General features: G+C 49.0%; 10 protein-coding genes. 1 reads left to right on the top strand and 9 read right to left on the bottom strand.

Annotated features, from left to right (window positions below):
* From AC0QH1_RS06155 to AC0QH1_RS06145, 3 genes are all read right to left on the bottom strand, one after another.
* On the bottom strand, nt 1-903 hold a 903-nt coding region (locus AC0QH1_RS06155; protein WP_324630061.1), incomplete at its 3' end, for a LamG domain-containing protein.
* Between the two features lie 272 nt (nt 904-1,175).
* Nucleotides 1,176-2,783, bottom strand: a complete 1,608-nt coding sequence (locus AC0QH1_RS06150; protein WP_324630060.1) for an RICIN domain-containing protein — start codon at nt 2,781-2,783, stop codon at nt 1,176-1,178.
* A 621-nt stretch (nt 2,784-3,404) separates the two neighbouring features.
* Nucleotides 3,405-3,962 (bottom strand): SCP2 sterol-binding domain-containing protein, encoded by a 558-nt coding sequence (locus AC0QH1_RS06145; RefSeq protein ID WP_324630059.1) that lies wholly within the window; start codon nt 3,960-3,962, stop codon nt 3,405-3,407.
* 372 nt (nt 3,963-4,334) lie between these two features.
* Here AC0QH1_RS06145 and AC0QH1_RS06140 point away from each other — a divergent pair, with 372 nt between their 5' ends.
* Nucleotides 4,335-5,828 carry a polyprenyl synthetase family protein gene (locus tag AC0QH1_RS06140; RefSeq protein ID WP_324630058.1) on the top strand — a complete coding sequence of 498 codons (1,494 nt, stop codon included), beginning with the start codon at nt 4,335-4,337 and terminating at the stop codon, nt 5,826-5,828.
* A 161-nt stretch (nt 5,829-5,989) separates the two neighbouring features.
* Here AC0QH1_RS06140 and AC0QH1_RS06135 read toward each other — a convergent pair whose 3' ends face one another.
* From AC0QH1_RS06135 to AC0QH1_RS06110, 6 genes are all read right to left on the bottom strand, one after another.
* Nucleotides 5,990-7,294, bottom strand: a complete 1,305-nt coding sequence (locus AC0QH1_RS06135; protein ID WP_324630056.1) for a glycosyltransferase — start codon at nt 7,292-7,294, stop codon at nt 5,990-5,992.
* Nucleotides 7,295-7,443: 149 nt separating this feature from the next.
* Nucleotides 7,444-8,424 (bottom strand): hypothetical protein, encoded by a 981-nt coding sequence (locus AC0QH1_RS06130; protein ID WP_324630055.1) that lies wholly within the window; start codon nt 8,422-8,424, stop codon nt 7,444-7,446.
* 740 nt (nt 8,425-9,164) lie between these two features.
* The gene (locus AC0QH1_RS06125) at nt 9,165-10,172 is read right to left on the bottom strand and encodes an RICIN domain-containing protein (protein WP_324630054.1); all 1,008 of its coding nucleotides are present in this window, start codon (nt 10,170-10,172) and stop codon (nt 9,165-9,167) included.
* Nucleotides 10,173-11,711: 1,539 nt separating this feature from the next.
* Complete coding sequence (locus tag AC0QH1_RS06120) at nt 11,712-11,864, bottom strand: WD40 repeat domain-containing protein (protein WP_324630053.1); 153 nt, start codon at nt 11,862-11,864, stop codon at nt 11,712-11,714.
* A gap of 207 nt (nt 11,865-12,071) precedes the next feature.
* A complete protein-coding gene (locus tag AC0QH1_RS06115) occupies nt 12,072-12,551 on the bottom strand; it encodes a hypothetical protein (RefSeq protein ID WP_324630052.1) in 480 nt (159 codons plus the stop codon).
* Between the two features lie 188 nt (nt 12,552-12,739).
* Nucleotides 12,740-13,576: a metallophosphoesterase gene (locus AC0QH1_RS06110; RefSeq protein ID WP_324630051.1), complete on the bottom strand. Its 837-nt coding sequence runs from the start codon at nt 13,574-13,576 to the stop codon at nt 12,740-12,742.
* Nucleotides 13,577-13,717: the final 141 nt, after the last annotated feature.

Below are 13,717 nucleotides of genomic sequence, written 5' to 3'. Positions count from 1 at the left end.
GTTGGGATATTTTAGCATTTTTTGGTATTGGTCTGGAAACTGTTTGATTCCTTCTGGGCCGCATTCCGGAATTCCCATTTCGGCTTTGGCGGGCATCCATTTCCCGGATGGCGTAAAGGTATAGGTGACTTCGGCGTTGGTAGTATTGGTGAATTGAAATCCGGTATCCGAGTTGGTTGCAACTTGGAATTCACCTGTTAAGGATTGAGATTGGTCTGGGTTAGCCATTGCTGCACTAATTTGCTCGCCAGTTAGGGCCACGTCGTACAGGCGAAGGTCGTCGTAATCTGTAGTGGGAGCAAACTTCTGTTCTACGTTTGGCTGCAGCGATCGCCCCAATTTGAAGGGGTTTCCATTAGCAATGTTGGTAACGCCGCCACCCTGTTTTTCCCCAGAGAGAACCCCATCAATATAGAGTTTCACCGAAGTGCCTTGTCGGACTGCTGCAACATGATGCCATTTTCCATCATTTAAACCGGTGGCTTGACTATTGACGGCAATATAATTGCGACCCTGTTGATTTTCATCCAGTTCCACCGTGACCCGACCTTCAGGCCAAGATTCATGTTTCCCGGTCATCCGCAGGCAAAAGAAATTTCCGTGAGAACCGGCAGTACGATTCCCCACTAGGTCGAAGTAGCGATATTTTTCCGAGGTACGGAACCAGAGCATTACGGTAAAGTCTTTGGTTCCAAACTGACCCACACTGGTGCCAAAATTCACAAAGGAATCATTAGAACCATCGATATGAACTATCCCACCACTGTCGAAAGGACCGCCCGTTTTGTACGTTGCCTTTGCGGACAGGGTGCCGTTGGCTTTACCCGCCGAATCGGTGGCGACCGACCCTTTTTGTTCGTCAAAAGTCCAGCGATGTTGCGGATCTGGAATAGTCAGTGCCATGTTGCTTCTCCTAGTTGATGAGATGAGATTTATCGATTATTCTAGCAATCTTTTGTTTGAGTTTTACCCTAAATTTTAGATTTTTTTATAATTGTTTAATTCTCCCGATTTACAGGGGCAATACAGTAGATCCGCCAAAGCCTTCCCAGTCCATGTTGGTAAAGAGAAAAAGACTTTTGGCTTACAACTGCTAGAGTAAAACAATTGAATGAATAAAATGAGATTTGCCAGTGGCGGTGTAAACTCGATCGCTACTGTCAGTTCCTGCATTTTTATCGAGCGAAACTATAGACCGTCCCGGTGGCATTGTCAGCCCCAGAGGCACCCACCAGCAAGATTTTATCGCTAAGGGCAATGCTCGCTCCAAACGCGGCGTTGCTGGCTAAGTCGCTGGGTTGAAATTTATGGGCTTGCTGCCATTGGCCGTTTTGTTCTTCGTAACGATAAACTGCGCCCACGGATTGGTTGTTGGCGGAGGGAGCATCGTTAGAGCCGACAAAAATCGTGGTGCCATTTAAGGCAACTGCCGCACCGTAGCCATAGCGTCTGTCCGCTGCTTCCGAGAGGGTTTGTTTGTATTGCCATTGCCCGTTTTGGAATTGGTAAATGCAAACCTCATTGCGACCATAAATCGCGTTACCTACCACGGCGATATCTTTAGAAAGGGTGGACGAAATGCCAAAGTTGCCGTTGGTGGGTTGCGGGGGGGTGAGCTTTTGTTTTTGCTTCCACTGTCCGCTTTGGAATTGGAAAATATAGGCGGCTTCATTTCTGCCATAATTAGATTGCTGGCAGGCACCGACGATCGCCAGGTCTTCGCAAATTTTGAGGGAGTAACCGAATTGATTGCGCTGGGTCAAATCTGCGGGTTGCAGCTTTTGTTTGTATTGCCACTGCCCGTTTTCCAATTGATAACAGTAGGCAGCGCCGGCACCCCAACCGGATTCCCGTCGCGATCGCGGTGCGGCATTGCCAAAAGCTCCCACCAGAACCACCTTTCCTTCAATGGCAACCGAGCAGCCAAACGAGTCGCCATTTTGCAGATTCGAGGCTTGAACTTGCGTTTTTTGCTGCCACTGTCCGTTCTGGAATTGGTAAATATACGCAGCCCCAGAAAACGGCATACCCTGGCGCTTTTTACCCGGACAACCGACGATCGCCCAATTCCCAGATAACGCCACCGAACTGCCAAAGCGATCGTCCGGTTCTAGATCCGACGGCATTAGCTTTTGCTTTTCCTGCCACTTGCCGTTTTCCAATTGCAAAATATAGGCAGCGCCCGTATCGTTGCCCCGAGAATCCTCTCGACCGGCACCGACGATCGCCTCATTTCCCTCGATCGCCACCGCACAGCCAAATGCACTCTTCGGGCGTTTGTCGGAACTGGTAATAGTTTGCACTGCCGGCAATTTTGGTTTTGGCGCGGGCGGTTTAATTTCCTGTCCATTCTGGAACAATTGCCAGGTTTGATTTTGGGAATTGGCCGGATCCACCGTGGTGGCAATTACCGCATAGGAATTAATCACCAAACTGCCAAAGGTCACTCGATCGCGCCCATCGATGGTCAGCGCTAAGCCAGTGGCTTTATTAATTAGCAATCCCTCTGGTGTCACGTTCCATTGTTGATTCGCATCTCCATCGGTTCCGCGCACGGGATTGGCAATAATTTTATAGGTGTTCGGTTGGGTGCTGCTTTCTAAGTCGAGAGCGAAGCCATTTTTCTGGTTGACGATAAGTCCCGAGTCGGTAATTTTCCAGCGTTGGTTGCGATCGCCACTGTCCAAATCGGTAGCAATAATGTCCGCTCCGGGTGCTGTGTTGCCCCACTTGAGATCCAGGATAAAGCCATTAATTTTAATGGTCAGATCGGTTTTATTCATGGGCTGTCAATTCATTCACGATAGTAGATACTTAGCCTAGCTGCCGATAATTCCGTCAGTTCCAGGCGGGGAAGGTAAGCCCTCTGCATTAAATCCGGTGATTAGTATTCCTCTGTCATACGCACCGACATTCTGGATGACGGTGCCTTAGTCTGGTGCCTCGCAGGGGGCACAGTTTCAGATCGTGCGAGTTGGGAACTAGCTGGGTAAACTCAGCTCTATTTTAAACAGCATGTGGAACAAAAGTTTGTAAATTTTTTTGAAGTTTGCAGCGCCCTTGGGCCGGGAGGGGGCGATCGCGCTCCCGTGAGAGACCCCATTTCCCTGCACTGACAATCCCACCGTCTCATTCCCTACTTTTTAGCCGAATTATGGCTGTCATACCCATCCCTGGAATGCCTGCCATTAGAGCGATCGCCCTCGATGGAGGACCACCCCCACACTCTAGTGGGTAGATTTGCGGATATCGTATAGATTTTTTATTCTGGCAATGCAATTCTTGTCAAGGGCGCAACCTATACCTGCGGGCAAATTCGTATATAAAAGCAATTGCACGGTTATTAAAAATGCCATGCCAGCCAGGGCGATCGCCCTTCTCAGCCAAAGATTGCAGGCATTGTGCTAAGCATCCCCCGAAGCATAGCGGTCGAGGTCGGTGAGCAACACATCTTCTGGCACGCGAGCGATTAAAAACCCGTAATCCGGTTTCTGCGATTCCAGGGGGCGACAAGCACTCGGCGTCCGCAAGGGCCATTCAAGCTCGAATTCTGCCCACAGAGACTGCAATTGCGGGTCGATGGCACTATCGGCTAAAATCTCCACCGCCACGGCGTGGATTTTGAGCACATCTTCCAACTCCCCCCGCACGTCGAGATCCCCTGCACTCACGGCTGCATCCAGGGAGATTCGCGCCGCAATGATATCTTTGAGGGTATCCCCATCGGTGCTAAAGTTGAGGGGAGCGCTGTCAGTTCTGGCACTCGCCTCCACTTGCAGTTCCTCGCCCCCCTCGGCACGCAACCACAACTCGGTATCATCTACCGCGATCGCCGCAGTTTTTCCCGACACTGTGTCCACCAATGTTGCCCAGGTCGATCCGCCTCGGATTCTCAGTATTTCTACCAATTCCAGTATCCATCTTGCCAACTGCGTTCCCCGTTCGTTCGGCTCATTCACCATCTTTCCATGCTCGCCATTACAAGAAGATATCCTATTGTCTTAAACCTGAGGCTCCCCCGTCAATTCCCGGTGATGATAATTTCCACTAATATAAAAAATCAATGCAAGCTACTTTTGTTAATATTCTCAAGTAGGGAATTATATGTTACGATTAAAGACTTGCAGAGTTCAAAGCTGTAGAATCGACGATAACAGCGGAAAGAATTGATTTGCATTGATGGTAGACTCAGCCAGAGTAGACCCCACAGGAGGGAGATGGTTATCGCTCCCAGCAACAGGACGACACAATGGCGACAGTGGTTGTCAGTCCGAGAAAATAAGCACGCGAAATTAACGGTAACAGCAAAGCGCACCCTCGTCCATTTTTAGTCGATGAATGAACTATTCTTGTTTCTTGTTGTCGTTTTAACCTTTTATGGTTGGTTAGCCACTCTCTCCAACGAGAAACCGACTGCAAAAGGGACAAACAGAACCTATTGTCCACAGCCATTCGATAACAAACCCGAGCCAATTTGCGATCGCCACCACAATGGAAATGGTCAAGGGAGTTTCACCCCCACTGAAAATTCCCAACATCAGCTCCAAGAACCGATAACTCAACCGCGAGAACTCGTCCGAGCGACCAACGGGAAAGCCCCGGATTCTAGCCCTTCCGTTTCTACCCTTTCCCCTGCATCGGCTCGTGCAAAACCAATCGCGAGCGATACGATAGAATTGCCCTCGGGAGAAACCATCCCCCTACAGACGTTACCGCCGAAACAAAAAACCGAATTCGATAAAACAATTATTAACGAAGCATTGCACAGCTCGCGGGTGGCAGTAGGTGTAAAAATTAAAGAATTTATTGACAAAAAACGCAACAGTGAAGGAGCCTACGATCCGCTTTACGACATGCTGTTAGATTATCCCTTTCGGACCGGCAAAATGCTGCGTCCGACCATGTGCATTAGCGTGGCGCGAGCCATCGGAGGCATGGGACAATCTGCCGTCACCACCGCAGCGGCTTTAGAACTCTATCATAATGCATTTTTAATTCACGATGACATCGAAGATGGTTCGGAAGCAAGACGGGGAAAAGACACCTTACACCAAATGATTGGCATTCCTCGGGCAATTAATGTGGGAGATGCCACCAATGTATTGGCGGTGGGATTGTTGCTGGAAAATCTATCTTTACTGGGGGTTACGAAAACCCTGAATGTCCTGCAAGAGATTGAATTGATGGCGCAACAATCCGTAGAAGGACAAGCGATGGAACTGGATTGGGTGGCAAGCAATAGTTCTAATCTGCGCGATCGCGATTATTTCAAAATGTGCGTCAAAAAAACCTGCTGGTATTCTTTTATGACCCCCTGTCGCATTGGCGCGATCGTGGGCAACCCCAGGGTTAAAGCTAGCGAACTGGTGCAACCGTTGGCGATGTTGAGCCGATTTGGCATGGTGTTAGGCGTCGCCTTTCAAATTCAAGACGATCTGTTAAATCTTCAAGGAGACTTGAAACTCTATGGTAAAGAAATTGGCGGCGATATCTATGAAGGCAAACGCACCTTGATGCTGAATCACGCGATCGCCCACAGTCCGCCCAAATATTCTCAGCAAATCTTAGACATTCTCGCCTTACCCCGAGAACAAAAAACCCCAGAACAAGTCGCCTTTATTTACCAGCAAATGCAGGATTGCGGCAGTATCGAACATGGTTGGAATATCGCCCGCAATTTAGCCAATCAATCCATAGAAATCCTCGATTCGATGGATTTTCTCCAATCGGAAACTCCCCTCCGCCCCGGGGAAGAAGGATTGTCCGCCGTTCAAGACCGGCGCTTTCTCAAGGAACTGATCGACTATGTGATTTATCGCAATGTTTGACCCCTCTAGTTCCGAGAAATCAAGTTGGAGAAAAAGCGGCTAAAAAACTGGGCAGGAAACGCCAATGGGGGGCTAAGATGAGGAATAGCTGGGAACAGAATTAGCCTAACTCAAGGGTCCGCAATCCTGCAAAAGCGCGATGTCAATCCCCCCCCTTTTGATTACTCATCCCCCTTTTGCTCGCGGATTTGGTTGAGATAGGACACGATCGCATCTGCTGCATTGCCCACACCATTTTCCCCCTGCATCACCTGGCCAATTTCTGCCGCTTTTGCCGCATAACTCGGATTGAATAACAATTCCTTCAACTCACTGGCCATTTGCTGGGCGCTGGATTCGGAAAGTGCCAGAGTGCGACCCACCCCCAACCGCACCACACGGGCCGCATTATCCGGTTGATCGTGGGCGAAGGGCACTACTAACATCGGTTTGCCCGATCGCAATGCTTGTCCCGTGGTTCCCACACCTCCGTGATGGGCGATCGCCGCCGCCCGAGGAAAAATTTCCGAATGGGGTGCATAATCCACCGCGATCGCACCTTCGGGAAGTTCGTGGCGCGAAAGGGTATGTGCCGCCTGTCCCATCAACAATACCGACCGATAGCCTAATTGTGCCGCCGCTTTCGCCCCTTCCAGATAAAAATTGCCCGGAGTCCAGACAAATAACGAGCCTAAAGTAAACACAATTGGCGGTTCTCCGGCGGCTAAAAATTCCAGCAGTTCCGGGGATAAATGGGACTCGAAAGAAGCGCGGCGATCGTAAAAGGGAAAGCCGGTAATTTGGGTTTGTGGCGGCCAATCTGGCTGGCGATCGGCGAGGATTTGGGAAAATAAAGCCAAGACTAAATCTGGTGAATGCTGTCCTTCAAATACCGGATCTAAACCCGGTCCTAAACCCAATTCTCGCCGCAGTTGTCGCATCGGCGCACTCCAATAGCGCGTTTGCCACCGGGCCAAACGCAGCAACGAATCATCTGCTACTCGTTTGAGGGCTTGTTCGTAGGCAGATAAACTGCGATCGCCCTTTCCGGGTAGGTCGTAAGCAGACATGAAAGAAATCGGCGAGAGTACCGTAGACACCCAAGGAATACCTGTGGTTTGAGCCACCAACGACCCGGCAAAAGACAGATGATGCGTAATTAATAAATCTGCCCCTCGTACCGCTTGTTTTAAATCCCTGTAGGTTCCCCGCAAATGGGGCATCAAAACGTAACAAATGGCGTACTCGCTATCCCGTTGGGATTGTTTGAGTACCGCAATCCATTCACCATCTTGTTCGATGTCGATCGCCGCATTCGGTCGAATCGGACAAAATTCGATGCCTTCGGTTTCTATTTTCGGACGATAGTTTTCACTCATCGCGATCGCGGGATGGTATCCTCGCGCTTTCAATTCGAGGGCGATCGCGATATAAGGGTGAACGTCTCCAAACGATCCGTAGGTAGTGATGACAATGCGTGGACTCATGTTTTCCGAGTGACGGGATTGTTAAACGGGGGAAGCATCTGCGGATTGTAAACCGGGAGATACTTACGCCCGAGTTTTAGCTTACTTTATAAACATGGCTTTATCAGTTTTTCCCGCGATCGCCCCATAGCTCGATGTTAAATCGATGTTTAATCGAGAACCATCCAATCCACTGCGATACTGCCTTTATTATCCCAGTACCACCCGGGTTCGTCGTTGATTTTAAACGCCACTGTTTGACCGGGTTCGAGGGTAATCACGGTGTCGCTACCCACTTCTGCGATCGCTTCCCCACTGCCTTTATCCACTACCATTAAACAGTAGGGCGTATTGTTCGGATAGGTTAAATGACTGAGTAAATCTGCTCCCGGTTTGCCTGCAGCGCTGACTTCTTCTCCTTCTTTTACCGACCAAGTACCTGTAGGGGTCAGTTTGATTTTCGCCTGGGCTTCCAGCGGATTGGTCAATTCCACGCCGGCTTCGTTTGTGGCGGGAACTTCTAATTGACCCGATGGTAAAACTTTCGACTCGAAGGCTTTGTAAGTGACATTATCTTGGGAATAGTTGTAAAAGGCAATTCGTCCTTCTTTGAAATCCCCTTTGATGTCAATTTCTAAGTTGCCATTCACCGACACTTGCAAGCTGGTTTTGGTGTAAACAAAGTCGAAGCTGTATTCCACATTGTTTTGCCATCCGGTACTGCCCAAGTTTTTACCCCGCGCTAATTCGGTGACTTTGCTAGTATGTCCCCAAAAATCCGGTGTTGGTGACGGAACACCATTCACCAAAGATGCGGCCAATCCTGCTTTAGCTGTTACACCGCCGTAAGGCTGATCGCCTTTTTTCCAATCCACCAGTACGTATTTCGCCGAGGCATTTTTCGTGTCTCCTGGCGTAAATCCAAGGGCAAACCCAATATAATCATCATCGCCGCTATTGCCAACCATAATTTTTCCAGAAACTTTGGTGTTGAATACGTTAAAAGAACTGTAAAAAAAGGTCGGTTGTCCGTTGATGGACTGCACCACTTGTTGACCATCCGCCGATACCGTCCACCGACCCCCATTGGTCGTATAGGATTCTACTGTCCAGTTGTTCAGGTCAACTCTTTCGACTTTGATTTGAGCCATTGATTCCACTCCTGCCAAAATAGTGGTTTATATCGTTTTATCGACATGCATTGAGCGTGGGTCGCGATCGCCAGTCAATGATTGCCGTTGCCCCCTGGCGATCGCCCAGGCTGTCGAAAATTTCCCTGGGTCGCCCTGGCGTCTTGCGGGGCAATTTCCTTCCCACCCTTTCTCGGCAATACCGACCCCAACTCCTTGGGTCATTGGAAAAAATTACCGTTGTCATTTTTTCCTTTGCCATTTTTCCAATTTACCATTGAATGTCACTTATCGATTATTAAGAAAAGTTATTTTATTTTTAAATATTTTTTTACTTTATGAACGCAATAGTAAACCAACGCGGATTTTTAGGTGTGGTGTGGCCGGAATACCCTCGGATTGGGTGTGGCTAAACCAAGGAGTAAATCAACTCTGTCATCCAATTTATTGCTTTTTTTATTTAAAAGCATTATACTGGAGTCTGATGTTTTACCGCTATTGCCCCAGCTACAGTTAAGTGTTTTTACTTTTTTCATGTTCGTAAAGTTATATATCGTTGGCTAAAAAGGGCGCGATCGCCAAACAAAGCTGGGTGATGCCCAGCTTTGACCCCACCACAGAGAATCCACCCAAAACTCTAGCGGCTTGCTAGATACATTGCATCTATAGCACAAAAGAGAGGGGCACATGATTGGCGAGATGTCTCCGGGGCTTTCTTCTGCGATCGCACCGATTTTCATTCCCAATCCCACAGCATTTTTCTAGTCCGTCTCCACGGGAACAAATTCCCATTGTTGATTGATATCTTCGTTGACGAAAGCGCCGCGAAGCGGGGCCAAGGGTTCCGGTTTCGCCCCCTCAATATCGATGGCTAAATTGTCGTCGTGCTGGTTTTTTATGAACCCTTCTTCAATTTTCCACTGCTGGGAGGGCAACCCTTGAATGACTTGCAGCGGATTCACCACAATCAAACCATAGGGAGAGATTTCGCTGTTTTCAAAATCCAGGGCAAACCCATGCATTTTGCTAACGATCGCCCCTGTAGAAGTCAGTTTCCACAGTTGATTCGCTTCCCCAGTGGAATAATAAGTAACGACCCCGGTTCCGGGGGTCAGTTGACTGGCGGAAATATCCATCACCAAACCATTGTACTTGCTCTGAATCAAATAATATCCAGAGAACAAGCTTTCCGGGACAACAGCGCTATAGGTCACGTCCTTCTGGGCGTAGTTATAAAACCCAAACCGACCTTCGGAAAAATCGCCTTCTGCTTCTAGCTCTAACTGACCATCCACAAATATTTTTACCTTATTTTGCAGGAAAATAAAGTAAAAGCTATATTCGCGATTCCGCTCGTAGCCAGCAAATCCAAGGGTTTTGCCGCGCGTGATTTCCATAACGTTTCGCTGGTGTTTCCACAGGAGTTCCGCAGTGGGATATCCGGTGACTTCGGATAACGTCAATCCCAGATTTGCTTCGCCTTCATCAGTAGATTTCCAATCTACTAATAAATAGCTGCTCTCTGGGTTGTCAGGCTGATATCCCAAGACAAAGCCAAAATAATCGTCATCATCGCTGTTCACCGAAACTTTGGCAAGCAGTTTGGCATTGTAGAAATTAAAGTTACTATAAAAAATGGAAGGTTCGCTGTTCGTGGCTTGCACCACTTGTTGTCCTGATTCAGAAATATTCCATTGCGGAGGATAACATCCCACTGCAGCACCATAGCTGTGAACTTGCCATTTTTTTAAATCGGCTTTTGGAGGCATGATTTGATTTCTCCTTATCTTGAAACTAGCGAAATTTTAGTGAATTAGCTGGGAATAAGCTGTTGAACATTAAATTGGGTTAAGGTGACAAGCGAAATGTTAGCGTGTTCCGGGCAGCCTTCGCAAATGCATTCCGCTAATAATGTGGCTTGCGGCTGTTTCTCAATTTAGATGCCCACCAGCTTAGCTCACCAGTCAATATTCGGTGTGGCCAGGAGCCAAATTACACGGTTTTTCCCCCTGTAAGGAATTGAATAATTCGGGTTTAGACCCAACAAGAACCGCTTTTTTTCTGGGTGGAAAAAGGCGATCGCTCGCCGAAACTAGGGCGGTTCTGACATCTTAGTGAACCCTTCTCAATCATCGGAGAATTGCCTCTAAATGCCAGTTTCCCGAGTTTTCGCTCTCAAGTCGGTGCAAAACGACCCACAGGCTTCCCCTCCAGGAGAAACAGTCCTCTGCGCCAGGATATATAAAGGCGATCGCGCCAGAGTCTTTACACCCGGGCATTGATTGATTGCCAACCTAGTCGATCCCATCGGTGCATTCCAGTCAGGAGGATAGGAGTGACACCCATTCGCTTCCTCATTGGATAAGCCTAACTCCCAAAGTTTTAGCGTTGGATTTCCCCTCAGCTTTAGCTCTGGGTTGACATTCTCGATGGGGGTCTGTTCAGCAGACGCAGAGTGGAAAGGCAATCATTTTTCGGCTGCCTAGGGCCAGATCGTTGCTGCTACTTCTGACTCACATCAGAAGTGGTCTAGCCGTAGATATTAGCAGAGTTTTATTTTATGTCAAGACCGCAAAATGCCGAGTTGGGGGTTCTGTGAGTCTCAACCCAACCGCGATCGCCCCACCGCCGGGAAAACCGGATCCGCCCACCAGGGAGACCCTCATTTCCCCTGAGTTTATCTTCATGCAATCCCCATGAATTTAGCCTTCTCATCGGTCTCGATCGCGCCCCCGGTTTCCCCAATCCGCGATCGCCCTTTCCGGTCCCTTTGCCCCCACCCCCACCACCGGATAAGCCCCTCATTGTTTCCTTCTCCCTTACCCGCGATCGGCTTTTCCACTGGCCCCTCCCATCACCGCCAATTACTACACCGATAAGTTAGCCCCTACCCCAGAGGTTAGCTGATGTGTAACCATTTTTTAAAACAATGTGCTAAAACAGGCAGCCGAAGCCGAGGGGATAAGAGGCGTGAGTTAACCGCTTCACATTAAGGCGATTTTTCCAGAAAGGGGCGTCCCTATGCCAAACTCTCTCCCTATGCCTGCGGGCGCAACTATCGCCAAGTGATACAGATAAATTACCTCCCTTTGTGGATTCGCGAGACTCACTTGAGCTTTTGGAAGCGCTGGTCTATACAGAATACCCGACATCCGATTGATAAGGGTCTGAAAACCTGGCACTTCCGCGCGGAACCTCCTGGGTTATATACACTAGTTCTGGATTGACCAGAGGATGATGTCCACCCCCTGCCAGCCAACATATTGCAGATTGCCAACAGTAGGCAAACCCTCTACCCAACCGACCAGCTAACCCAACTCCCACAACCGCACCACACCAACGCTATCCGCCGAAGCGAGATATTTGCGATCGGGACTGAAAGCAACGCTCTTCACCATCTCCGTATGTCCCTCAAGCACCTGCCGTTTTGGGTTGGCCGACACCCGGGCAGCAGTTCCCACCGCCGCAGATCCGCCGGGGTATTTATCCCCCGCCTCATAGCCTGCGATCGGTTAAATAAAAATCGACTGAAAGCCTTATCACATATATATATTAGTCGGTTTTTAACCGACTTGAGCTATTAGGCGTGGGTTTAAACCCACGCCGGGTGTTGCTTCTTCTTCTTCGTTCACTTCGGCGCACTTTCAATTCCCCGCCTTATCTCTGCCTTATTTCGCCTGCACGATTTCCGAGATTTCATAGGCCAAATTAATTAAAAACGCAGCAGAATTTTTCTCCCCTCTTTCGGTCATCAACTGCGCCACTTGAGCCAGGGTTTGCACCAATCCTGCATCGATTAATTCCTCATTTTGACTCAACAGCAGCGCCACGTCTTCTCCCCGATCGCAACTTAACATCTGTTCGATTAATTTCAGATACGCTTCAGTGCGATTCATCGCCTCCGAGTTCATCATTTGTTCCGCCCGGTCGAACATTGGCTTTAATTGTTCCGCCAAACTGACCAGAAAACTCGCCGTATCTTCATTCCCCTCTTGTGCTGCTTTTGCCGCCGCCTGCTCCATCACCGCAATAAATTCGCGATCGACTAAATCGTGATGTTCCCGCAGCACCTTTACTTCTTCCCCACTGGGACAATCCAGCAATTTTTTTATCACCTGCACGTAAGCTCGAATTCGATTCTCTTCCATTGTTGTTTGTTTCCCCGTTTATCGATATGCTATTTTACCACAGGCTGAAGCAATTTTTCCAGGGGTTCCAGATAACTTCCCAAAAATTAACCCGAAAGCTAATAAAACCCGGGGCACTGAAATCGCGCGGAACTAGGCCAATTTGCCATGACAGAGTAATTCTTTTCCCCTCGATTCCGGCAAAGATGCTATTTTTCCAGATATTCTACAATTGTGCCCTCGGCAGTAACCCGAAAAAATGCGATCGCATCCCTTCCGGATTGTACGTTGGCCAACGCCAAAAACTGGGTTTCTCTACCGCTAGACCGGGGAATTCGATGGCGATATTTCACGTGCAAATGACCGCACAATACCCACTGCGGAGCCAGGAAATCCACTAACAAACGGGCGTATTCGTTGCCTACTGTGGTATGGTCGATACTGTATTTGCGAGTGACAAACTGCGCCGCATCCGCCGGATTTATCGCGCCGCAAGGCCAGTCATGGAGTAACAGAATATCCGGCGATCGCAATTCTAACGCCCGCTCGATTTCCGCTTCCGTAAACCCGATATACTCTTTATTGGAATAGCGATCGCACTGGGCGATATCCGGGCGACCCCGAGTAAACCGTTCTTCCCGATCGACCCCAGAAACCCCCACCACGTTCACTCCCTCCAGCGTTACCTCACCCACGTGACTCAGGTAAAAACAATTCGGTGCGATCGCCTCCCCCGCAAAGCAGCGATCGAGAAACCCATAGGGTTCGTGATTCCCCCCAATAAACCAAATCGGCCAAGGAAACATCGCCTTTCCCGTATAAAAATCCGGAAACTCTCCCACTTTGCGATACTTAGCCGGCGCATCCATTGTGGCCACATCCGCCGCATCCCGATGCAAGAAATCTCCCACTTGCAGCACAAACGCTAACGAATTCCCCGTGCGGTTTTCCCACCCTTGCAGCATTCCTAACATGGAATAAAAATGACCGTGAACGTCACCCACCGCCGCAAAAAATATATCGCGATCGGACACAGAAAAAGACATAAGCCCTCCAACCTCAGCCAATTATCAATCGGTCTACCTCTCAACATCGTCCCCATCGAAGTATGCGGAAAATTTATTCCCCCTCGGGGTTTATATAATCCCGAGGCCGGCGGCGGGATGGAAGGTTCTCCCTTGACAAAA

The organism is Phormidium sp. CCY1219, assembly GCF_055795085.1.
Note: the sequence above shows the minus strand (reverse complement) of the source record. Positions and strands in the feature narration are given on the sequence as shown.

Excerpts from the sequence above, each read along its gene's own strand:
- AC0QH1_RS06150 (WP_324630060.1), bottom strand. The coding sequence starts at position 2,783 with ATGAATAAAACCGATCTGACCATTAAAATTAATGGCTTTATCCTGGAT.
- AC0QH1_RS06145 (WP_324630059.1), bottom strand. The coding sequence starts at position 3,962 with ATGGTGAATGAGCCGAACGAACGGGGAACGCAGTTGGCAAGATGGATA.
- AC0QH1_RS06140 (WP_324630058.1), top strand. The coding sequence starts at position 4,335 with ATGAATGAACTATTCTTGTTTCTTGTTGTCGTTTTAACCTTTTATGGT.
- AC0QH1_RS06135 (WP_324630056.1), bottom strand. The coding sequence starts at position 7,294 with ATGAGTCCACGCATTGTCATCACTACCTACGGATCGTTTGGAGACGTT.
- AC0QH1_RS06130 (WP_324630055.1), bottom strand. The coding sequence starts at position 8,424 with ATGGCTCAAATCAAAGTCGAAAGAGTTGACCTGAACAACTGGACAGTA.
- AC0QH1_RS06125 (WP_324630054.1), bottom strand. The coding sequence starts at position 10,172 with ATGCCTCCAAAAGCCGATTTAAAAAAATGGCAAGTTCACAGCTATGGT.
- AC0QH1_RS06115 (WP_324630052.1), bottom strand. The coding sequence starts at position 12,551 with ATGGAAGAGAATCGAATTCGAGCTTACGTGCAGGTGATAAAAAAATTG.
- AC0QH1_RS06110 (WP_324630051.1), bottom strand. The coding sequence starts at position 13,576 with ATGTCTTTTTCTGTGTCCGATCGCGATATATTTTTTGCGGCGGTGGGT.